The organism is Flavobacterium gillisiae (assembly GCF_900107635.1).
GTDB classification, from domain to species: domain Bacteria; phylum Bacteroidota; class Bacteroidia; order Flavobacteriales; family Flavobacteriaceae; genus Flavobacterium; species Flavobacterium gillisiae.
In genome coordinates this window covers 116,957-139,901 of record NZ_FNRD01000009.1, presented here as the reverse complement: position 1 = coordinate 139,901, position 22,945 = coordinate 116,957, and the positions used below count along the sequence as shown (strand labels likewise).

Here is a 22,945-nt window from a genome sequence, read left to right as displayed (position 1 = left end):
GTATTAAAAAATTAAATTGTTTTTTGATTTTATTTGATTTGTATCTACGGTGTATACTGCAGATATGCTATCAATGGTATTTAATATTGTTTTTATTTTAGACACGTTCATGGTGTCTTCTGTATTTTCGATTTTTAAAAAATAATCTGCTTTTTTAAACTCTGGAAGTAAGTACACTTTTGTAGAAATTTCCAGTGTCGTATTTGAAAATAAATTTTGGCTAACATCCTTTTTTTGTTGGAGTACTTCGTTTTTATTTTGAATTAAATTCCAAGAAACTACATTTTCAGAATCGTAATGATAAAAGCGGGCAAAATTAGTTTCTCCTTCTTTTATATTGATTTGCACTTCCTCTTTACTTTTTGCTAAGTTTATAGCAAGTTTTTGATTGATGAAATACGCTAACCGATAATCTTCCAATGAAGTATGTATAGCAATTAAATAATAATCTATTTCGTCAAATTCGCCAAGATCGAGTTTATGAATTGCCATATTCATTAAAAATAATGATGTAAATATACTATTTCTAACGAAGTTAAAGAGCAGAAAATGTAATGATTTCGTTAATTTATGAACGAAAACGATGTAGTTTTGATGAATATCATATTATTTCTTGTCCATTTTTTCTTGTAATGCAAAATAGGTGCGTTGAGATGCTTTTTCTTCTGCTTTCTTTTTTGAGGTTGCTCTTGCCTTTGCAATTACTTTTCCGTCGATGCTTAATTTTACCCCAAAGAAACGTGTTCCGTCTATTCCGTTGTCTTCAAAGATGTCATAATGAAATACTTTTTTCTCTTTTTGACACCATTCGATAACTAGACTTTTGTAACTGATTACTTTTCCTTCTAATCGTGAAATATCCACATAAGGAATGATTACTCTTTTCTGTATAAATTTTTCACAATAGATATACCCTCTGTCTAGGTAAATGGCACCTATTAAAGATTCAAAAATATTTCCGTGGATATTTTCGCCAAAATGTTGTACGGGCACTTTACTTTCGATAAAACGAATTAGATTTAAATCTTTTCCTAATTCATTCAAATGCTCTCTGCTGACAATTTTAGAACGCATTTTTGTTAGATAGCCTTCATCTCCATGTGGTGCTTTGTTAAATAGATGGGCCGCAATTACAGAGCTTAACATGGCGTCTCCTAAGAATTCCAATCGTTCGTAATTAATGGGGTGACCTTCTGAATTAAGCTTACTGGTGGAACGATGTGTAAATGCCTTCTTGTAGTGATCTAAGTTTTTAGGGGCGAAACCTAAAATAGCCTGGATAGAATCAAAAAAAATCCCGTCTTCTAAATTTAGAGAACGGGATTTTGTAAATATTTTTTTTAGTATACTCATTTAAATTAGAAATCTAATTTTTTAACTAACACACAAGCATTGTGTCCACCAAAACCAAACGTATTACTCATGACAACATTCATTTCTCTTTTTTGTGCAACATTAAAAGTGAAGTTCAGTTTTGAATCAATGTTTTCATCATCAGTAAAATGATTTATTGTTGGAGGCACTATTCCGTATTTCATAGAAAGAATTGAGGATATAGTTTCAACAGCTCCGGCAGCACCTAAAAGGTGACCTGTCATTGACTTTGTCGAATTTAAATTCATTGTGTAAGCATGTTCACCAAAAACATGTGTGATTGCTTTAGACTCTGCTAGATCTCCCAGAGGAGTAGAAGTACCGTGCATGTTAACTCCGTCAACATCTGTTGGTTTCAATCCTGCATCTCTAAGGCAATTTAACATTACATTTTTCGCGCCTAAACCATCAGGATGTGGCGCTGTAATATGATAAGCATCAGCTGACATACCTCCACCACCAATTTCGCAGTAAATAGTTGCGCCACGAGCAATTGCGTGCTCGTACTCTTCAAGAATTAATGCTCCGGCACCTTCTCCTAAAACAAAGCCATCTCTGTCTTTATCCATTGGTCTGGAAGCCGTTGTTGGATCGTCATTTCTTGTAGATAATGCATGCATGGCGTTAAATCCGCCCATTCCTGCTATTGTTACTGCAGCTTCAGAACCTCCAGTTACCATAACATCTGCATGACCTAATCTAATATAATTAAATGCGTCAATAATTGCATTTGTAGAGGAGGCACAAGCGGAAACAGTAGCAAAATTAGGACCTCTGAAACCATATTTTATTGAAATATGACCACAAGCAATATCTGAAATCATTTTTGGAATAAAGAAAGGATTGAATTTTGGCGTACCGTCACCAGCAGCAAAGTTCAACATTTCTATTTGGAAAGTTTCCAATCCACCAATTCCTGATCCCCAAATTACTCCTGCTCTGTCCTTGTCTAGTTTCTCGAAATCGAATCCAGCGTCAGTTACGGCTTCTTCCGAAGCGACCATTGCATATTGTGCGTAACGGTCCATTTTTCTGGCTTCTTTTCTGTCTAAAAAATCTTCAGCATTAAAGTTCTTTAGTTCACATGCAAAATGAGTTCTAAATTTAGCAGAATCAAAATAAGTTATTGGGGCAGCTCCACTAACACCGTTAATAAGAGCATTCCAATATTCTTGAATATTATTTCCAATAGGAGTAAGAGCACCTAAACCCGTCACAACAACTCGCTTTAATACCATAACTTGTATATTTTGTTATCTTTAAACAAATAAAACCCATGCTTTCTTCACTGTATTTATCTTACAAAAGAGCCATGGGTATTACAATAAATATCTTTTTGATTGAAAATCAATCTTGATTTTAATTTTAAAAAAAATAATAACACCCGCAAACGTTGAAGTAAGCGGGTGTTTAAATTATTATTTTTTAGCTTCTTCGATATAAGAAATAGCTTGACCAACAGTAGCAATGTTTTCTGCTTGATCATCTGGAATTTGAATGTCAAATTCTTTTTCGAATTCCATAATAAGCTCAACAGTGTCTAATGAATCAGCCCCTAAATCATTAGTGAAGCTTGCTTCTGTTACAACTTCGTTTTCGTCAACACCTAATTTGTCTACGATAATCGCTTTTACTCTTGATGCAATGTCTGACATAATCTTTAATTTTAGAATTTAATTTGTTGGCAAAAATAAAAAACTTTATTTTAAAACAACGAATAAGTTGATAAATGTGTCAACTAAATTATAAAATAAATTTTAACAAAGAGGTCGCAATGCTATTTATTTTCATTTTTTATGCCTTTTTTTGCGTAATTAAAATGGGGTAGATTATGAAAAAAATAGTGGTTTTTGCTTCTGGATCGGGTACTAATGCTGAAAATATTATAAAGTATTTCGCTTTAAGTGGAATTGGATCGGTGGTTGCGGTTTTTACAAACAATCCAAGTGCCAAGGTAATTGAACGAGCAAAAAATAATGAAATACCAACAGAGGTTTTTTCGAAAGAAGAACTAATTGAAAGTAAAGTACTACAAAAATTAAATATAATTGAACCTGATTTGATTGTTCTGGCTGGATTTTTATTGAAATTCCCTCAAAATATTATCGCTTCTTATCCCAATAAAATTATAAATATACACCCAGCATTACTACCTAAATACGGAGGAAAAGGAATGTATGGAATGAATGTGCATAAAGCAATTGTTGAGAATAAAGAAAAGGAAACGGGCATAACCATTCATTATGTAAATGAAAATTATGATGAAGGAGGGGTGATATTTCAAAAAAAAGTAGTGGTTTTGGGAACGGATACAGCAGATGTAGTTGCCGAAAAAATTCACGATCTAGAGCAACGCTATTTTCCAGAAGTGATTAGAGATCTTTTAAAAAAATAATAAATATTTTTCATCCTCGCATAAATTTAGAGATAATAAATGAATTACGACGTACATATATATACTGATGGAGCTGCCAAAGGAAATCCAGGAAAAGGAGGCTACGGCGTAGTTATGGAGAGTGTGAAAGAAGGTAAGACTTATAGAAAAGAGTTTTTTGAAGGGTTTAGGTTGACTACTAATAATAGGATGGAGTTGTTAGCGGTAATTGTAGGTCTGGAAAAATTAAAGAATCCCAATACAAAGGTGCTTGTTGTTTCTGACTCGAAATATGTGGTTGATTCAGTATTGAAGAAATGGGTTTTTGGTTGGGAGAAAAAGAAATTTATAGATCGAAAAAATTCTGATTTATGGAAACGTCTTTTAGTTATTTATAGAAAACAGCAAGTCGATTTTAAATGGATAAAAGGTCATAATAATCATCCGCAGAATGAACGTTGTGATGAACTCGCTGTTATGGCTACCCAAAGTACTCCATTGTCAATAGATGCTTTTTATGAGAAGGAAGAAGGAAAAGTTTTATGAAAATTTTGCGAGTTTGAACCTTTGCAATATTGTAACTTATAAACTACCTTTGCACCTTAATTCGAAACTCATAAAATGAACAAATTATTGATTGTTGGGACCGTTGCTTTCGACGCAATTGAAACTCCTTTTGGCAAGACAGATAAAATTTTAGGTGGAGCAGGTACTTATATAGGACTTTCGGCTTCTTTTTTTAATTTGCAATCGGCTATAGTTTCTGTAGTTGGAGATGATTTTCCGCAAGAATATTTGGATTTACTATTGGAAAGAAATATTGATATTTCTGGTCTTGAAGTAGTTAAAGGAGGAAAAACCTTCTTTTGGAGCGGTCGTTACCATAACGATTTAAATTCAAGAGACACTTTAGATACGCAATTGAATGTTTTAGCTGATTTTCAGCCTAAAGTTCCAGAGAACTATAAAAATGCTGATGTTGTAATGCTAGGAAACTTGCATCCATTAGTACAAAGCAGTGTTTTAGACCAAATGGAAACCAAGCCAAAATTAGTAGTTTTAGATACTATGAATTTTTGGATGGATTGTGCATTGCCTGAATTGCTTGATGTAATGAAACGTGTTGACGTAATTACGATCAATGATGAGGAGGCTAGACAACTTTCAGGAGAATACTCTCTTGTTAAGGCTGCAGCCAAAATTCAGTCTATGGGACCTAAGTACGTTGTAATTAAAAAAGGAGAACATGGTGCATTATTGTTTCATGATCTTCAAGTTTTCTTTGCGCCAGCTTTGCCGCTAGAGGAAGTTTTTGATCCAACAGGAGCGGGAGATACTTTTGCAGGTGGATTTGCAGGATTTATTACACAGAGCGAAAACGTGTCATTCGAAAATATGAAAAATGCCATTATTTATGGCTCAAATTTAGCTTCTTTTTGTGTTGAAAAATTTGGAACAGAAAGAATGATTGACTTGGATAAGAAGGAAGTAGTGTCAAGATTGAAACAATTCAAATCTTTAACACAATTTGATATAGAATTATAATGTCTTAAAGCCTCGGAAACGGGGCTTTTTTGATTCATAATTTTACATACTATTTGTAAGAATTTATATTAGGAAATAACAACACAACAAACTACAATACGATGAGCGATGCTTTACAACATGAATGTGGGATAGCCTTAGTTAGACTACTTAAACCGCTTGAGTTTTATAAAGAGAAGTACGGGACTGCATTCTACGGAATACAGAAAATGTATCTTCTAATGGAAAAACAACACAACCGTGGACAAGATGGTGCTGGTTTTGCCAGTGTCAAACTTGATGTTGAGCCAGGAGAAAGATATATTAGTCGAGTGCGATCGAATCATGCTCAGCCAATACAAGATGTTTTTGCTCAAATAAACGACAGAGTAAACGAAGAAATGGCTGCGCATCCTGAATATGCGGATAATGTGGCGCTTCAAAAAGCAAATATTCCGTACATAGGTGAATTGTTTTTAGGACATGTTCGTTACGGAACATTTGGAAAAAATAGTATCGAGAGTGTTCACCCTTTCTTGCGTCAGAACAACTGGATGCACAGAAACCTGATATTAGCCGGAAATTTCAACATGACTAATGTAAAGGAGCTTTTTCAAAGTCTAGTTGAATTAGGTCAACATCCAAAAGAGATGGCGGATACGGTTACTGTAATGGAAAAAATAGGTCATTTTCTGGATGATGAAGTTACAGACTTGTACCAAGAGTGTAAAAACAATGGCTTGTCAAAAAGAGAGGCGTCTCCAGTTATTGCAGAAAAACTAGATGTCGCTAAAATATTGACTAGGGCTTCAAAAAACTTAGATGGAGGGTATGCTATGGCGGGACTTCTTGGTCATGGTGATGCTTTTGTTTTTAGGGATCCGGCAGGGATTCGCCCAGCTTATTTTTATCAAGATGATGAAGTAGTTGTTGTCGCTTCTGAAAGGCCAGTTATTCAAACAGTATTTAATGTGCCTTTTGAAAAAGTGCAAGAGATTGAACCTGGAAACGCATTAATTATCAAAAAAAATGGAAATGTTTCGATGCAGGAAATTCTGACACCTACGGTTAAGAAAGCCTGTTCATTTGAAAGAATTTATTTTTCTAGAGGAAGTGATGCTGAAATATATCAAGAAAGAAAAAATCTAGGTAGATTAATTTTGCCTGCAGTTTTAAATGCGATAGATCAAGATACTGACAACACTGTGTTTTCATATATCCCTAATACGGCCGAGACTTCGTTTTATGGTTTAGTAGAAGCAGCTCAAGATTTTTTAAATCAAAGAAAGAAAAATTATATTCTTGAAAATACAGATAAATTAACTGCAGATTCTTTAGAAGAATTACTTTCAGTAAAGATTCGCACAGAGAAAGTAGCAATTAAAGATGCTAAATTGCGAACATTTATTACGGAAGACAGTAGTAGGGATGATTTAGTAGCGCATGTTTATGACGTAACCTATGGAGTTATTAAACCAACAGATAATTTAGTAATTATTGATGATAGTATCGTAAGAGGGACAACATTAAAAATGAGCATCATCAAAATGATGGATCGTTTGAATCCAAAAAGGATTGTTGTCGTTTCATCTGCGCCGCAAATAAGGTATCCAGATTGTTATGGTATCGATATGGCTAAGCTAGAAGGTTTAGTAGCCTTTAAAGCAGCTTTAGAATTGCTTAAAGAGAGAAACTTATATCACATTGTTGATGAAGTTTATTTAAAATGTAAAGCGCAGGAAAATTATAAAGACCATGAGGTAGTAAATTATGTTACGGCCATTTATGAACCTTTCCAGCCGCAAGAGGTTTCAGATAAAATTGCAGAAATGTTGAGTTCTTCGGAGATTAATGCTGAAGTAAAAATTATATTTCAAACAGTTGAGGATTTACATATCGCTTGTCCGAAAAACTTAGGTGATTGGTACTTTACAGGAGATTATCCGACACCAGGAGGTAATAGAGTAGTGAATAGAGCTTTTATGAATTTCTACGAAGGAAAAGACGCTAGAGCGTATTAATATTCCGAGAAGTGCATTTAAACGTTTATATTGGTTGTTCGTCTAAAAATTTTGCCAACATCCTTGATTTGATTTAATTTTGGCTCACCATAAAATTAGTAGGTTAAGTTTATGGTAGATTTGGGGCAAAAAAGGTGGAAGCAATTCCACCTTTTTTATTGGAATAAAATGAAGAAAAAATAGCAGTGAATTTCATATATGGAGATTTACTGCTATTTTATTTAGCGCTGTTGTCCGCTTAAAGATTTATTTCACTTTTGTTAGTTCAAGTTAAACATGTCCAGTATTTGAGGTGCTTTTTCTTATAATATATGCGGTAAAAATCTATTATTCAGTAATTTATCGTTTTTATTTGTTGTTTGTCTTAAATAGTTGCAAGCAGTGTTTTTTTGTCTTAAATTTATATCACCATAAAATTAGTAGGTTAAGTTTATGGTAGATTTGGGGCAAAGAAGGTGGAAGCAATTCCACCTTTTTTATGGAGTAAACTAAAGGGAATAGTTACGGAGTTAGAGTGTAAAAAAATACATAAAAAAAGTCGAATGAACTTTATATAGCTCATTCGACTTTTTTATTTCTGAAGTTAATTAAAGTGGGTTTTACAATTCGTACCTCCCAATTCTAATCTTCTTTATTATTTCTCTGATGCAAATCTTCTAGATACTTCTGTCCAGTTGATTGTGTTGAAAAAACCTTCAATATAATCAGGTCTTCTGTTTTGGTAATGCAAATAATAAGCATGTTCCCAAACATCCATTCCTAAGATTGGAGTTCCACCACATCCTATTCCAGGCATTAATGGATTGTCTTGATTTGGCGTTCCGCAAACATCAAGTTTTCCACCTTTATGAACACAAAGCCAAGCCCAACCTGAACCAAATTGTGTTGCTCCAGCTTTGCTGAATTTAGCTTTAAACTCTTCAAAAGATCCAAAAGCACTTTCAATTGCAGTTAGTAAATCTCCATTTGGAAGTCCGCCTCCATTTGGAGTCATTACATTCCAATAAAGATTATGATTATAAAACCCTCCACCATTGTTACGAACGGCAGTATTCTTCATGTCTAGGTTAATCAAAATATTTTCGATAGTCTTACCTTCCATATCAGTACCTGCAATTGCTGTATTAAGGTTGGTAGTATAGGCGTTATGATGCTTCGAATGGTGAATTTCCATCGTACGTGCATCAATATAAGGTTCTAATGCGTCATACGCATAAGGTAATTGAGGTAATTCAAAAGCCATGATATATTTGTTTAATGATTTATAAAAATTTTATTCAAATTTAAACATTTAACTTTGGAATTGGAAATTCTATTTAGCTATTATAACATTTATTTAATTGATAGTGTTGTTTTTCCTGCTGATTAGCTACCTATTAGCGGCATGAAAGGTAGTACAGGTTAAAATAAGGATACTCTATAATGTATATTCTAATTAAATGATGGTTATTAAATTTCTATATTTTGCAATAGCTAACTTCCTTTTGAAAATTAAAATATGTTATAATGTGTTCAAGCATATGATTACATAGAAAGCATCAGGATTGTGCCATGGCCATGCATACAATACTAATTTTGGCACCTGGAATTTTCAACAAAGCTCTGGAACAGGCTTCTAGGGTAGCTCCTGTCGTGATAACATCGTCAATAAGTAGAAAGTGTTTATTGTAATCGTTTTCGCTAAAGTTAACATCAAAAACAGTCTCAATTCCTTCGCTTCTTCCTAGTAGGCTTTTTTGTGATTGTGTTTTTGAATATACTGCTCGAAACAATATAGAATCATTATAAGGTATATTGAATTCCTCCGAAAGTGCCAATCCAAAAGTGGTTACCTGATTGTAGCCTCGTTCTTTATATTTCTTTTTATGTAAAGGAACTGGGATGATTACGCTTGCTGTTTTTAGAATCGTGCTTTCTTTTAAATCTTCGGCATACCAGTTTCCTATAATAGCTCCTATTTCCTCATGGCCTTTGTATTTTAATTTATGAATAAGTTCTTGTACGATTCCTTTTTTATGGAAATAAAGAAATGCTGAGGCATATTCCAATGGAATTCGACCATAGAATTTTTTGAAAGCTTCATTTTCAGATGATAAATGATGGTTTGTCAAAGGAATATTATGCCGGCAAACGGTGCATATTACTTTTTCATTTGTCAGTAAAAACGAGTTGCATCCACTGCATACGGGAGGAAAGAATAGATTTAGAAGATATTTAAACATTAAATTGCTGATTTATTTATAAAAATATGAAAATGAATGATTCAAACTTCCGCTATTTTTCTTTTTTTAAGTTCACTTTTTATATTTTTGCAGTATGGCAAAACAAGAAGACATATTTAAGAATGTAATTTCGCATGCAAAAGAGTACGGATTTATTTTTCCGTCAAGCGAAATATACGATGGTTTAAGTGCAGTTTATGATTATGCACAGAACGGAGTAGAATTAAAAAAGAACATACGAGAATATTGGTGGAAAGCTATGGTTCAGTTGAATGATAATATTGTAGGTCTTGATGCCTCAATATTAATGCATCCGACAACCTGGAAAGCTTCTGGCCACGTAGATGCTTTTAATGACCCGTTAATTGATAATAAAGATTCGAAAAGAAGATATAGAGCCGATGTTTTAATTGAAGATTATGCTGAAAAGCTTAATATCAAAGCAATTAAAGAGGTTGAAAAGGCAAAAGTTCGTTTTGGCGACGCTTTTGATGAAGCTGAATTTGTGTCAACGAACACTAGAGTTGTTGAATACAAAGCGAGAGAAAGAGAAATTCTTGAGCGTTTAGGACGTTCGTTAGGAAACGAAGATTTAGAAGATGTAAAAGCATTAATTGAAGAGTTAGAAATTGCTTGTCCTGAAACAGGTTCTCGTAATTGGACTGAAGTACGTCAATTTAACTTGATGTTTGGAACAAAGTTAGGAGCATCAGCAGATACCGCTATGGATTTGTATTTGCGTCCAGAAACGGCACAAGGTATTTTTGTTAATTTCTTGAATGTTCAAAAATCCGGTAGAATGAAAGTTCCTTTTGGAATTGCTCAAACTGGGAAAGCATTTAGAAACGAAATCGTTGCAAGACAGTTTATTTTCCGTATGCGTGAGTTTGAACAAATGGAAATGCAATTTTTTGTTCGCCCAGGAGATGAAATGAAACATTATGAATTCTGGAAAGAAGCGCGATTGAAATGGCATTTATCTCTAGGTTTAGGGAAGGAAAATTATCGTTTTCATGACCATGAAAAACTAGCTCATTATGCTAATGCAGCGGCTGATATAGAATTTAATTTCCCTTTTGGGTTTAAAGAATTAGAGGGGATTCACTCTCGTACTGATTTTGATTTAAAAGCACACGAAAAATTCTCAGGTAGAAAATTACAGTATTTTGATGCTGAATTGAATCAGAATTATGTGCCTTATGTAGTGGAGACATCTGTAGGATTAGACAGAATGTTCTTAGCTGTTTTTGCAACTTCTTTAAAAGAAGAAACTTTAGAAGATGGCTCAACAAGAACAGTGTTGAAATTACCTTCAGTATTAGCGCCTACGAAAGCAGTAGTTTTACCATTGGTTAAAAAAGATGGTTTACCTGAAATAGCTCATAAAATCGTTGAAGACTTAAAATGGGATTTTAATGTGGGATATGATGAAAAAGATGCAGTAGGTCGTCGTTATAGAAGACAAGATGCACTGGGAACTCCATTTTGTATTACAGTGGATCATCAAACAATAGAAGATCAAACAGTAACGATTCGTCATCGTGATACGATGAAACAAGATCGAGTTAAAATTTCTGACTTGAATTCGATTATTGAAAACGAAGTGTCTATGAAAAACTGGTTGATGAAAATGTAACAACTTGCTTTATAGTATATAAAAAGGCTTTCCAGTTTGGAAAGCCTTTTGTTTTTTAGGGGTTAAATTCGTATAGTGTTTAAAATGAGGTCTTTTCTGTTCATGACAATAGTGTAGTTAATCGGATTTATTTGCAGTTCATCATAATCTATGAACATTTGTTAACAACATATTAACATCGGACTTCAATACTCACTGAAACATGTATTTTTATTTTGTTAAATAATGATAAATAACTTGTTTTTTATTTAATGAGTTTCCCAAAACTACCATAGATTTTGCTATTTTTTGAAGTATAAACTGAATTTAAGCATCAAATAATACGCCTAACAATTTAGGAAGAGCTATAGATGAACTATTCGTACATTATTATTGACGATGATCAAGAAAGTGTTTTGAAAACAAAAGCCATGGCTGATAGTTTTTCGGAGCTTGACTTTGTAGCTTCGGCAAATAATTATGAAACGGGTTTAAACCTTATATTAGAGCATATTCCCCAATTAATTTTTCTCGAAATTGATCCTTCAAATAAAAAGAGTAACTTATCATTGATGCTAATCAATGAATTGCATCGTTATTTGAAAGTTATTCCTAAAATTATTGTTACCACTTCTAAAAAGGACTTGGCCTACGAAGCTATTCAATATGACGTTACGGATTATATTTTAAAGCCTTTGGCACGTATCGATTTTATAAAGTCAATCTTAAAGTTGAATAAATCGAACGCTGATAGCGCAGTCGCTTTAGCGCAACCACAAGTTCTTAATGAGAAACCGGCCGTGGTAGTGCAGTATGAAACTCCAACTACTGAGGAGCCTCTCATATTATGTATAAAATCATACGGTGATCATAGGTACATTGATGCCAGAGATATATGTTACTTGCAAGCAGATAACAATTCTACAGATATTCACCTTAACGGTGGCGAAATGATCACTGCTTTCAAAACATTGAAACATTTTGAGGGTGTCTTGTCTTATCCCTTTGTAAGGATTCATAATAGTTATATAGTTAACTCGCGTTACATTTCTAGGATCCATACTGGAAACGCAGTGTGTTATATTAAAAATACGACGGCGAAGATTCCTTTTTCTAAGTCATATAAGGTTAATATAGACCTTATAATATCTGAAATTTCGAACGGAAACTACTTAGAAATTTAAAAAATTACCATCCACCAAGATTTGACTATCATTCACTCTCAAACGATAGCATTCTACCATTTAACCTTTTTTTTGTAAGAAAAAGAGAGAGCTCCTGTGTACTTTTACATTGTAATGACACCGAAATCAAGTCGTTATGTAAATGTAAAAACAAAAAAATAACATAAAAATCCCCAAATTATGAAAAAATCTATCTTAACAATCGGACTGTTCTCTTTAGTAATGATCTTAACTTCTTTCACTACACCTGAAACTAATAGTATTATTGGCGGACAATCTGCAGGTGGTAATATGAAACTAGATATTATTGGAGGTCAATCAGCAGGTGGTAATATGAAATTAGATATTATTGGAGGTCAATCAGCAGGTGGAAATATGAAATTGGATATTATTGGTGGACAATCAGCCGGTGGAAATATGAAATTGGATATTATTGGAGGTCAATCAGCAGGTGGAAATATGAAACTAGACTGATTATTTAAATAATTCGTTTTAATAATATTTAGGCTATCAAATTTTTTGATAGCTTTTTTTATGTCAATAGTTTTATTTTACTATTTTTGGTAAAATTAGAATATAAACTATTGAGAAAGAATCAATTTATAAGCGTAGTGTTTCTTGTTCTGTTTGTTTTTTTTGGTTGTACCAAAAAGAATTCGGATAATAATAAAGTTAATTCCTCTGAAGATAGTCTTTCTACTTATTTTTCTTTGGCCAATGATTTAAGCCTTAGCTTGGAGAATAGAAAAGAAAACGTCCAAAAAGCTTTTGAGATAGTGGTTGCCCAAGAAAATGATTCGCTTAATAGAGTAAATCTTTTTAGGGTAGCTAATCGCTATTACAACATAAATGACCAGAAAGATTATAGTAAAACAGTACAACTTGTTTTGGGAAATTCAATAAGGGCAAAGGATAGTTTAAGTATTGGAAAAGCTTACAGTTATTTGGGCGATTATTATGAGTCAAAAGGGGTGCCAGACAGTGCTTTTATGTTCTATTATAAAGCAGAAAAGGTATATGACAATCTTCATCAATATAGTAGTTTAGGTAAAACACTAATAAACAAGGCGACTTTACAGTATAAGGCGGGAGACTTTTCAGGATCTGAAAATTCGATTATTAGAGCATTGCGAGTAATTAAAGAAGAAAAAAAAGTAAATAATATCTTATATGATGCCAATAATCTTTTGGGAATATTGTATGTTGAACTTGGTGAGTATGATAATGCTCTCAGTTATCATAATAAAGCTTTAGCGGCTATTGAAGATGATGTAATACCCGAGCAATTTCAGTCGAGGGCTACTTCTTATAATAATATCGGGTATCTTTATTTGAATGCTCATAATTATGCCTTAGCTAAAAGTTATTTTCAAAAAGGATTATTACAAAAAAATCTGATTATCCAAAAAACACCCCTTTATGCGATGATATTGGATAATTTGGCTTATGCCAAATTTAAATTAAATGAAACGGAAGGATTACCGGATCTATTCTATCAATCATTGAAAATGAGAGATAGTTTAAACCTAACCGCTGGGATATTCATCAACAAAATCCATTTATCGGAATATTTTGCTTCAAATAAAGATTCTGTTAAAGCAGTACAGTATTCTAAAGAGGCGCTCTTGTTATCTCGAAGTACTAATATTTCTAGAGATATTTTAGTGGCATTAAAAGAATTGGCTGTTGTAGAGCCTAAAAACGCAACTATCTATAATAAGGAATATATTCATATCAATGAAGAGCTACAAAAAGAGGAGCGTAGTATGGGAGAGAAATTCTCTCGTATCGAGTATGAAACAGATGTAATAAAAGGAGAAAATTCAGATTTAACAACTCAAAATAGGAATTTAGTATATGTTTTTAGCTTTATAACTATCCTAGGTTTGCTTACATACATCATTAAAGCCCAGAAAACTAAAAACAAGGTGCTTTTATACAAGCAACAGCAACAGAAAGCGAATGAGGATATTTATAACTTAATGATATCTCAGCAAAATACTATAGAAACCAATAGAGTTGAAGAGAAAAGAAGGGTTGCCCAAGAGCTACATGACGGTGTTTTAGGAAGGATGTTTGGTGTCCGTATGAATTTAGATGGTTTAAATGGCTTTCAGGATGAGATGGCTGTCCAGCAAAGAAGTAGTTATTTATCTGAGTTAAAGAATATAGAACAGGATATTCGTGAAATTTCACATGATTTAAATAGGGAAAAATCAGAATTAATCAATAACTTCGTTGCCATCGTTGACAATCTGTTTGAAGAACAAAGAAAAACGTATCCGTCTAAATTAGTTTCAAACATTGACAGTACTATAAAATGGGAGCTTTTAGTGAATTCCGTGAAGATTAATTTGTATCGTATTATACAGGAATCGCTTCAAAATATTAATAAGTATGCCAATGCAAATACGATTAAAATTGAATTAAAAAAGAAAGATGGCAATTTATCGCTAGTGATTAGTGATAACGGAATAGGATTTAATTCAAAAATAAAAAACAAGGGTATAGGGATTCAAAATATGCTTTCTCGAACAAAAGAGTGCCACGGTGAATTTCATATAAAATCAAAAAAAGGAGACGGTACAATTATTACCATTATCATTCCAATAGAACAAAAACTAATACCTACATAGAAATGACATTTGAATCAGCTGCCCCAACAACTGCAAAAAGTAATATACTAATTGTGGATGATCATCCTTTTATTATACAGGGTTATAAAAATGCAATTACAAGATATAATCCGAATAATCATGAGTTTTTTATAACGGAAGCCAAGGATTGTGAGTCAGCCTATAACGTTATTACTAACCCAGGATCTGTAGTTTTTGATATTGCTTTTTTAGATATTAGTATGCCGCCCTATGAGGATAAGGGTATTTATTCAGGTGAAGATTTGGCGAAATTGATTTTAGAATTTATGCCAAATTGCAAAATCATCTTACTTACAATGTTTACTGAGTTTTTAAAGATAAAAACAATCATTAAGAATATAAATCCGAATGGATTGGTTATAAAAAACGACTTAACATTTGATGAGTTATTATTTGCTTTTGATAAAGTGATAAAAAACGAAACGTATTACAGTCAATCAGTTATTAAGATGTTGGAGTCGCAAAATCATAGCGTTGAAATAGATTTGTTTGATAAGCAGATTTTATTTCATTTGTCGAAAGGGACAAAAGCCAAAGACATGCCGCAATACATACCGATATCTTTAAATGCAATCGAAGTACGAAAGTTAAATCTTAAGGAATTATTGAAAGTAGTTGATGGAAGTGATATCGACTTGGTTCGCGAAGCACGAAATATAGGATTGTTGTTTTAACAATTCATCAAGCATAAAAAAACGGCATTTATAAATTTATAAATGCCGTTTTTGTTTTTTATTCCGTCATGGCATCCCAGCCACGTGCTTTTAGAGGGATTTTAGTATTCGCTCTAGTGATTAAATGTATTCCTTCACTTTCCTGCGTCATGTGACCAATGATAGAGAAATTAGGATTTCCTTTAATTTTATCAAAATCTTCCATAGCAATGGTGAAAAGCAATTCATAATCTTCACCACCGTTTATCGCTACTGTCGTAGAATCGATGTCGAATTCCTCACAAACATTAATCAACTGTGGATCAAGCGGTAATTTATCTTCATACAAATTACAACCTACATTTGACTGCTTACATAAATGCATAATTTCTGATGATAATCCATCTGAAATGTCAATCATTGATGTTGGTTTTATTTCCAAGGCATGCAATAAAGTACGAACGTCTTTTCTAGCTTCTGGTTTCAGTTGACGCTCTATTAAATAAGTGTAAGCATCTAAATCAGGTTGTGAATTTGGATTTACTTGAAAAACTTGTTTCTCACGTTCTAAAACTTGTAGTCCCATATAAGCAGCGCCAATGTCACCAGTTACTACTAATAAATCAGTTTGTTTGGCGCCATTTCTATAAACGATCTCCTCTTCATCTGCTTCGCCAATTACGGTTATACTGATGATTAATCCTTTTTGTGAAGAAGTAGTGTCTCCACCAATTACATCTACTTTATATTCATTCGAAGCATGTGTGATTCCTGCAAATAATTCATCTAATGCTTCTAAAGGAAAACGATTAGAAACGGCAATGGAAACAGTAATTTGTGTAGCCTTTGCATTCATTGCACAGATATCAGAAATATTTGTAGTCACCGCTTTATATCCTAAATGCTTCAAAGGCATGTAGGCCAAATCAAAATGAACACCTTCAACCAATATATCTGTAGAAATAACGACTTTCTTGTCTTTAAAGTCAAGCACTGCAGCATCATCACCAATTCCTTTTAAGGTCGAAGGTTGGATGATTTCAAAGTTTTTTGTTAGGTGATCAATCAATGCGAATTCTCCTAATTGAGCAATACTAGTGCGTTGTGGGGTTTTATCTTCTATCATAGTCATTGCGAGGAACGAAGCAGTCTTCGTTCAATATTTAAATTAGTTTTGTGATGCAAAGGTACAAAGGTTTTGTCTAATTAATTCGGGATTAATCAGCTGAAAAGAAGTAGTAGGATCCCAACATATGAGATTTGAATATTTTTTCGCATCTTTAGAGTAGTAAAATTGAACAAAATGAAAGCATTTGATATTGTTACCATAACGGTAAATCCGGCATTAGATAAAAGCACTCACTTTAAAGGATTAGTTGCTGAGCAAAAGATTAGATGCGCAACTCCTCGTTATGACGCTGGTGGAGGGGGAATAAATGTTTCTAAGGCAATCGCTAGATTAGGAGGGGAATCATTAGCTGTTTTTACATCGGGAGGAGCTACCGGAAAAATTCTTGAAGATTTAGTAGAAAAAGAATCTATTGCTTATCATGCGATTGAAGTAGAAACATGGACAAGAGAAAGCTTCGTAGCCGTTGATGATAATACGAACTCTCAATACCGATTTGGTTTTACTGGAGGTGAAATTTCATTAGAAGAAGAAAGCAAGTTGTTAGAAACGATTTCTACTATCCAGTCTAGGTTTATCGTAGCAAGTGGTAGTTTAAATGAAGGTTTGTCTACTGATTTTTATCAAAAAATAGCTAAAATAGCGAAGAAATCAAATTCGAAATTAATAGTTGATACCTCAGGGGAAGCGTTAAAAAAAGTGTTAGAAACAGGAGTTTATTTAATTAAACCTAATGTAGGTGAATTAGCCAAGCTAATAGGAGTAGAAAAACTAGAAATGGAGGAGGTGAATGCAGCTGCTAAACAAATCATTGCAAGCGGTGGAGCCGAAATTGTGGTTGTTTCTCTGGGGCCTCAAGGCGCAGTATTAGTTACCAAAAATTCGTATGATTACGTTCCTGCTCCAAATGTTGCTAAAAAAAGTACCGTAGGTGCTGGAGACAGCATGGTGGGTGGAATGACTTGGGCACTAGCTCAAAACAAACCATTGAAAGAAGTAATTCGTTGGGGAGTTGCCTGCGGTTCAGCAGCAACAATGAATGAAGGCACTCAGTTATTTAAATTGGAAGATGCTAAAAGGTTGTTTGAGTGGTTAAAGGATAAATAAGAGTCCCTAACCCCCCGAATGGGGAACAAAATTGAGGAGTATAAAAAAACCTGACAATTTTCATCGTCAGGTTTCTCAATATTGTAGTTCTCCGCCGCGGCGGAACTAGGAGCTTTAATCATTCAATTTCAAAACAGCCATAAACGCTTCTTGAGGAATTTCAACATTCCCAACCAATCTCATACGTTTTTTACCTTTTTTCTGTTTTTCAAGTAACTTACGTTTTCTCGAAATATCTCCACCATAACATTTGGCAGTAACATCTTTACGTAACGCTTTAATAGTTTCACGAGAGATTACTTTTACACCAATAGCCGCTTGAACCGGAATATCAAATTGTTGTCTTGGAATCAATTCCTTCAACTTCTCACACATTTTTTTACCTATTGAGTAGGCGTTGTCAGTATGCATCAAGGATGACAAGGCATCCACAATAGTAGCATTCAATAATATATCTACTTTTACCAAACTAGAAGTTCTCATTCCAATTGGCGTATAATCAAACGAAGCATAACCTTTAGAAACGGTTTTCAAACGGTCATAAAAGTCAAATACAATCTCAGCCAAAGGCATATCGAAAGTCAATTCAACTCTTTCTGTAGTTAAATACGTTTGGTTAGTAATCAATCCCCTTTTTTCGATACACAAGCTCATTACATTCCCAACATAATCAGACTTAGTAATGATCGTTGCTTTAATAAAAGGCTCTTCAACATGATCTAAACGAGATGGCTCAGGTAAATCTGAAGGGTTATTTACAATCAAAATTGTGTTTGGATCTTTTTTGGTGAAAGCGTGGTAGGAAACGTTAGGGACAGTTGTGATAACCGTCATGTTAAACTCTCTTTCCAGACGCTCTTGTATAATTTCCATGTGTAGCATTCCAAGGAATCCACAACGGAAACCAAAACCTAATGCTGCAGAACTTTCGGGTAAAAATACAAGTGAAGCATCGTTCAACTGTAGTTTTTCCATAGAGTTTCTCAACTCCTCATAATCTTCCGTATCCACTGGGTAGATTCCTGCAAAAACCATAGGCTTCACATCTTCAAAACCCTTAATTATATTTGTTGTTGGTGTTTTTGCATCGGTCAACGTATCACCTACTTTTACTTCTTTAGCTTCTTTAATTCCCGAAATTAGGTATCCAACATCACCTGCAGAAATCACTTGCTTCGGAACTTGGTTTAACTTCAAAGTACCAATTTCATCTGCAAAATATTCATTTCCGGTAGCCATGAATTTAATTTTCTGCCCTTTTTTTATTTGTCCGTTTTTTACACGGAAAATAACTTCAATACCACGGAATGGGTTATAATGAGAATCAAAAATCAAAGCTTGTAATGGTTCATCAATATTTCCTGATGGAGGAGGTATTTTTTCGATAATTGCTGCCAAAATATTTTCGACACCAAAACCTGTTTTACCAGAAGCATGAATAATATCTTCTAATTTACAGCCAAGTAAATCAATAATATCATCACTTACTTCCTCAGGATTCGCGCTTGGTAAATCCACTTTATTCAAAACCGGAATAATTTCCAAGTCATTTTCTAAAGCTAAATACAAGTTAGAGATCGTTTGTGCTTGAATACTTTGAGCCGCATCGACAATTAAAAGTGCCCCTTCGCAAGCCGCAATAGATCGAGAAACTTCATAGGAGAAATCCACGTGACCAGGAGTGTCAATAAGGTTTAGGATATATTCTTCTCCTTTATAAGTGTATTCCATTTGAATCGCGTGACTCTTAATCGTAATCCCGCGTTCTCTTTCCAGGTCCATGCTGTCAAGTAATTGTGCTTTTTCTTGACGTGCAGTAACAGTTTGCGTAGCACCAAGTAAACGGTCAGCAAGCGTGCTTTTACCGTGGTCAATATGTGCAATAATGCAGAAATTCCTTATTTTTTTCATCTTATCCATCTGTCAATTTTATTTTTGGCTTACCCTGAAGTTATTTCTGGGCGTGACCACAAAGGTCGGGCTATCCGTTACAAGTCCTCGCAAAGTTTCGCTGTCGCTACACTTTACTGTGGGCTTTTCACTACTATCTCTCACGCGCATTCGTACACCGCGACCATTAATCTGCAAAGATAGTTTAAATTCAACAGTTTCAAAGTCCCAAATAGCAAACTAATGAGTTAAGTAATAAGTCTTTCATCGTTGCTATTTCATGCTTTGATCAAAAAAGCGTAATTTTGCACAAAATTTAAGCAGATGATTAAGATTGGCAACATAGAATTACCGGATTTTCCTTTACTTCTTGCTCCTATGGAGGATGTGAGCGACCCGCCTTTTCGTAGGTTGTGTAAGATGCACGGTGCCGATATGATGTACTCAGAATTTATTTCTTCCGAAGGATTAATTCGTGACGCCATCAAAAGCCGAATGAAATTAGACATCTTCGATTATGAACGACCTGTTGGAATCCAGATTTTTGGAGGTGACGAAGAAGCTATGGCGTTATCGTCTAAAATAGTTTCTACTGTAAATCCAGATATTATAGATATTAACTTTGGTTGTCCCGTAAAAAAAGTGGTTTGTAAAGGTGCCGGCGCAGGAGTATTAAAAGATGTTGACTTGATGATTCGCTTGACAAAAGCGGTTATCGATAGTACGCATTTACCCGTAACGGTAAAAACCCGTTTGGGTTGGGATGACAATTCGATTAATATTGATGAGGTAGCTGAGCGTTTACAAGATGTTGGAGTTGCGGCTTTGAGTATTCATGCTAGAACGCGTGCCCAAATGTACAAAGGTCATTCTGATTGGTCACACATCGCTCGTGTCAAAAATAACCCAAGAATCACCATGCCTATTTTTGGTAATGGAGATATCGACAGCCCAGAAAAAGCATTACAATATAAAAATGAATACGGTATCGACGGAATCATGATTGGTCGTGCTGCGATTGGATATCCTTGGATTTTTAACGAAATCAAACATTATTTCAATACTGGTGAACATTTAGCAAAACCTACCGTTGTAGATAGAGTTGAAGCGGTGCGCAATCACCTTACTTGGGCAATGCAATGGAAAGGAGAAAGACTCGGAATTGTAGAAACAAGACCTCATTATACGAATTATTTTAAAGGGATTCATTCTTTTAAGCCGTACAAACTAAAACTGGTAACTTTAGATCATCCGGAAGAATTATTTGCTCTCTTGAATGAGATTCAGGAAGCGTATGTAGGATATGAGCTTGTATAAAAAGCTATTTCAAACACGAATTCCACCAATTTTCACAAATTAATTCGTTTAAATTGGTGGATTTCGTGTTTTGTTTTAAATCAAAAATTCGTAATTCATAGATCACAACTTAATCCAGCAACTTCTTGCTCACTCGACTACTCGCAATCAGTGAAGCGATAAAACCAAGGGTCACAATCGTTCCCATAACAATCAATACGTTTTCCAGCGTGAAAACCACCGGATAAGCTAGTGTAGGTGTAATCATTACCAGCTGAAAATGTTGTTGTAGTAACACAATTGCAATTCCTAAAAGAAGTCCAATAATTCCACCAAATAGACTTAGTAGCGTTCCTTGAAGTAAAAATATTTTACGCAAATCCTTGATTTCTGTTCCCAGGTTAAAAAGTGTTTTTAAGTTTCCTTTTTTGTCGAGAATCATCATGATCAGTGCGCCAATAAGATTAAAAAGCGCCACTACGATAACCAAAGTAAAGATTAAATACACAGCTATATTCTCTGTATTCAACATTTTATACAAGGCTTCGTTTAGTTGGGCTCTGTTTTTTACCGTGATTTTATTATTGAAAATCGTCTGCAGTTTCTCGATGATTGCATCTTCGTCAGCGTCCTTTTTTTCTTTAATCTCAATTCCCGAAATCTGATTGGTTTTGTATTCCAATAATTCTTGGGCCAGACCCAAATCTGCAAAAACGTATTTAGAATCAAGATCTTCACTGATGGCATAAATGCCTATAGGAAAAACATCGGTTTTATTAAATGCTTGCGCGGGATTTGTAATGGCTCCTCTTCCGGGTTTAGGAACTAAGACTTCCAGTTGTTTATTAAAATCCAGTAATCCCATGGAGAATTTCTGAGCAATTCCATAACCTACAACAACCTGATAGGTATCAGGCTCAATCCATTGTCCATTATACAATGTTTTTTTAATGTCGTTAACTTTGCTGAAATTGGTGTCAACCCCTTTTAAGTAGGTAACGACCTGCTTATCATCAAAAACAAACAAAACGCGTTCTTCTATAATTTTACTATAGGAAACTACGCCTTCTATTTTCTTGATTTCAGCTTCTTGTTCTGGTGAAATAAAAAATGATTTCCCCAGAGTGCTGCTTATTTTTAGGTCGGGATCAATGTCGTTTGTGAATGAAAGACTAAAAACTTTCAATCCGCTAAAAACAGATAGTACCACAAACAAAGCCATGGCGCCAACAATGATTCCCATACTCGCAATGCGATTGATGATGTTTATGGCATTGTTTTTACTGTTACTTAGAATGTAACGTTTGGCTATGTAAAGGGGAAAATTCAAATTATATCAGCTTGCGTTTCTCTAGAAGATCTCTATTTTCAATAGGATTATCTTTACTTGCTAAAGCATTGTCAATTTTTTCAATGTAGTCTAAAGAGTCATCAATAAAGAAAACCAAATTAGGCACTTTTCTCAATTGCAAACGTACTCTTTGTGATAAATCATGTTTTATTGTTTTAGAATTCGACTTAACAGCCTCTAAAATTTCTTTTGCTTTATCCTGAGGAAAAACACTTAAATGAACCGTCGCCACAGACAAATCTGAAGTAACAACAACCTTGGATACCGAAATAATTAAATTACTTACTCCGTTTTTTCTCACTTCACCTTGTAGGATATCAACCAAATCTTTTTGGATCACCCCACCTATTTTTTTCTGTCTATTTGTTTCCATAGTGCAAAAATACTACTTTTAAACATTAAACAAACAATTTTTAAAAGCAACCTATTATTTAAACTGTTTTTTAGAAGCTTTTTCCTGCTGTACACTATATCTTTCCTGTCTCGTCCAAAAAGACGAGGCAGGAAAGGATGCCGTTTCCATCAGGGCTAGGGTCTAGAATCCCGCA

21 protein-coding genes are annotated in these 22,945 nt (G+C 34.1%); 11 read left to right on the top strand and 10 right to left on the bottom strand.

The features are described from left to right. Window positions 1–3 precede the first annotated feature (3 nt). The 4 genes from BLV35_RS13305 to BLV35_RS13290 form a co-directional block, all read right to left on the bottom strand. Window positions 4–492 carry an IPExxxVDY family protein gene (locus BLV35_RS13305; protein ID WP_091091102.1) on the bottom strand — a complete coding sequence of 163 codons (489 nt, stop codon included), beginning with the start codon at window positions 490–492 and terminating at the stop codon, window positions 4–6. A gap of 114 nt (window positions 493–606) precedes the next feature. Next, entirely contained in the window at window positions 607–1,353 is a 747-nt protein-coding gene (gene rnc, locus BLV35_RS13300; RefSeq protein WP_091091098.1) for a ribonuclease III, read from the bottom strand. 5 nt (window positions 1,354–1,358) lie between these two features. Beyond that, a complete protein-coding gene (gene fabF, locus BLV35_RS13295) occupies window positions 1,359–2,612 on the bottom strand; it encodes a beta-ketoacyl-ACP synthase II (protein WP_091091094.1) in 1,254 nt (417 codons plus the stop codon). Window positions 2,613–2,792: 180 nt separating this feature from the next. Then, window positions 2,793–3,029, bottom strand: a complete 237-nt coding sequence (locus BLV35_RS13290) for an acyl carrier protein (RefSeq protein ID WP_007137004.1) — start codon at window positions 3,027–3,029, stop codon at window positions 2,793–2,795. Window positions 3,030–3,205: 176 nt separating this feature from the next. On the opposite strand from BLV35_RS13290, the gene purN reads away from it, so the two are divergent. The 4 genes from purN (at window position 3,206) to BLV35_RS13270 (ending at window position 7,293) form a co-directional block, all read left to right on the top strand. After that, window positions 3,206–3,769, top strand: a complete 564-nt coding sequence (purN, locus tag BLV35_RS13285; protein WP_091091092.1) for a phosphoribosylglycinamide formyltransferase — start codon at window positions 3,206–3,208, stop codon at window positions 3,767–3,769. Window positions 3,770–3,808: 39 nt separating this feature from the next. Continuing rightward, on the top strand, window positions 3,809–4,294 hold the full coding sequence (gene rnhA, locus BLV35_RS13280) for a ribonuclease HI (protein ID WP_091091089.1): 486 nt from the start codon (window positions 3,809–3,811) through the stop codon (window positions 4,292–4,294). Window positions 4,295–4,369: 75 nt separating this feature from the next. Continuing rightward, window positions 4,370–5,293, top strand: coding sequence for a PfkB family carbohydrate kinase (locus tag BLV35_RS13275; RefSeq protein WP_091091085.1), 924 nt, complete (start codon window positions 4,370–4,372; stop codon window positions 5,291–5,293). Between the two features lie 101 nt (window positions 5,294–5,394). Further along, complete coding sequence (locus BLV35_RS13270) at window positions 5,395–7,293, top strand: amidophosphoribosyltransferase (protein ID WP_091091083.1); 1,899 nt, start codon at window positions 5,395–5,397, stop codon at window positions 7,291–7,293. Between the two features lie 634 nt (window positions 7,294–7,927). Here the strand turns inward: BLV35_RS13270 and BLV35_RS13265 are convergent. Both BLV35_RS13265 and BLV35_RS13260 read right to left on the bottom strand, forming a co-directional pair. Next, entirely contained in the window at window positions 7,928–8,536 is a 609-nt protein-coding gene (locus BLV35_RS13265) for a superoxide dismutase (RefSeq protein ID WP_091091081.1), read from the bottom strand. 295 nt (window positions 8,537–8,831) lie between these two features. After that, window positions 8,832–9,515 carry a ComF family protein gene (locus BLV35_RS13260; protein WP_176980623.1) on the bottom strand — a complete coding sequence of 228 codons (684 nt, stop codon included), beginning with the start codon at window positions 9,513–9,515 and terminating at the stop codon, window positions 8,832–8,834. 94 nt (window positions 9,516–9,609) lie between these two features. On the opposite strand from BLV35_RS13260, the gene BLV35_RS13255 reads away from it, so the two are divergent. The 5 genes from BLV35_RS13255 (at window position 9,610) to BLV35_RS13235 (ending at window position 15,645) form a co-directional block, all read left to right on the top strand. After that, a complete protein-coding gene (locus tag BLV35_RS13255) occupies window positions 9,610–11,151 on the top strand; it encodes a glycine--tRNA ligase (RefSeq protein ID WP_091091079.1) in 1,542 nt (513 codons plus the stop codon). Window positions 11,152–11,501: 350 nt separating this feature from the next. Beyond that, window positions 11,502–12,314 (top strand): LytR/AlgR family response regulator transcription factor, encoded by an 813-nt coding sequence (locus BLV35_RS13250; protein ID WP_091091077.1) that lies wholly within the window; start codon window positions 11,502–11,504, stop codon window positions 12,312–12,314. A gap of 180 nt (window positions 12,315–12,494) precedes the next feature. Continuing rightward, the gene (locus BLV35_RS13245; RefSeq protein ID WP_091091075.1) at window positions 12,495–12,788 is read left to right on the top strand and encodes a 3-oxoacyl-ACP reductase; all 294 of its coding nucleotides are present in this window, start codon (window positions 12,495–12,497) and stop codon (window positions 12,786–12,788) included. A gap of 110 nt (window positions 12,789–12,898) precedes the next feature. Then, a complete protein-coding gene (locus BLV35_RS13240; RefSeq protein WP_245712059.1) occupies window positions 12,899–14,950 on the top strand; it encodes a tetratricopeptide repeat-containing sensor histidine kinase in 2,052 nt (683 codons plus the stop codon). Window positions 14,951–14,952: 2 nt separating this feature from the next. Next, window positions 14,953–15,645, top strand: coding sequence for a response regulator (locus BLV35_RS13235; RefSeq protein ID WP_091091073.1), 693 nt, complete (start codon window positions 14,953–14,955; stop codon window positions 15,643–15,645). Between the two features lie 58 nt (window positions 15,646–15,703). Here BLV35_RS13235 and thiL read toward each other — a convergent pair whose 3' ends face one another. Beyond that, window positions 15,704–16,750, bottom strand: coding sequence for a thiamine-phosphate kinase (gene thiL, locus BLV35_RS13230; protein WP_091091337.1), 1,047 nt, complete (start codon window positions 16,748–16,750; stop codon window positions 15,704–15,706). A gap of 177 nt (window positions 16,751–16,927) precedes the next feature. Here thiL and BLV35_RS13225 point away from each other — a divergent pair, with 177 nt between their 5' ends. After that, on the top strand, window positions 16,928–17,860 hold the full coding sequence (locus tag BLV35_RS13225; RefSeq protein ID WP_091091071.1) for a 1-phosphofructokinase family hexose kinase: 933 nt from the start codon (window positions 16,928–16,930) through the stop codon (window positions 17,858–17,860). Window positions 17,861–17,974: 114 nt separating this feature from the next. Here BLV35_RS13225 and lepA read toward each other — a convergent pair whose 3' ends face one another. Further along, a complete protein-coding gene (lepA, locus tag BLV35_RS13220; RefSeq protein WP_091091056.1) occupies window positions 17,975–19,771 on the bottom strand; it encodes a translation elongation factor 4 in 1,797 nt (598 codons plus the stop codon). 303 nt (window positions 19,772–20,074) lie between these two features. Here lepA and dusB point away from each other — a divergent pair, with 303 nt between their 5' ends. Continuing rightward, window positions 20,075–21,067, top strand: coding sequence for a tRNA dihydrouridine synthase DusB (gene dusB, locus BLV35_RS13215; RefSeq protein WP_091091042.1), 993 nt, complete (start codon window positions 20,075–20,077; stop codon window positions 21,065–21,067). Between the two features lie 109 nt (window positions 21,068–21,176). On the opposite strand, the gene BLV35_RS13210 is transcribed toward dusB, so the two are convergent. Both BLV35_RS13210 and rbfA read right to left on the bottom strand, forming a co-directional pair. Next, window positions 21,177–22,376, bottom strand: a complete 1,200-nt coding sequence (locus tag BLV35_RS13210) for an ABC transporter permease (protein ID WP_091091039.1) — start codon at window positions 22,374–22,376, stop codon at window positions 21,177–21,179. Between the two features lies 1 nt (window position 22,377). Beyond that, window positions 22,378–22,770 (bottom strand): 30S ribosome-binding factor RbfA, encoded by a 393-nt coding sequence (rbfA, locus tag BLV35_RS13205; protein ID WP_074720684.1) that lies wholly within the window; start codon window positions 22,768–22,770, stop codon window positions 22,378–22,380. Window positions 22,771–22,945: the final 175 nt, after the last annotated feature.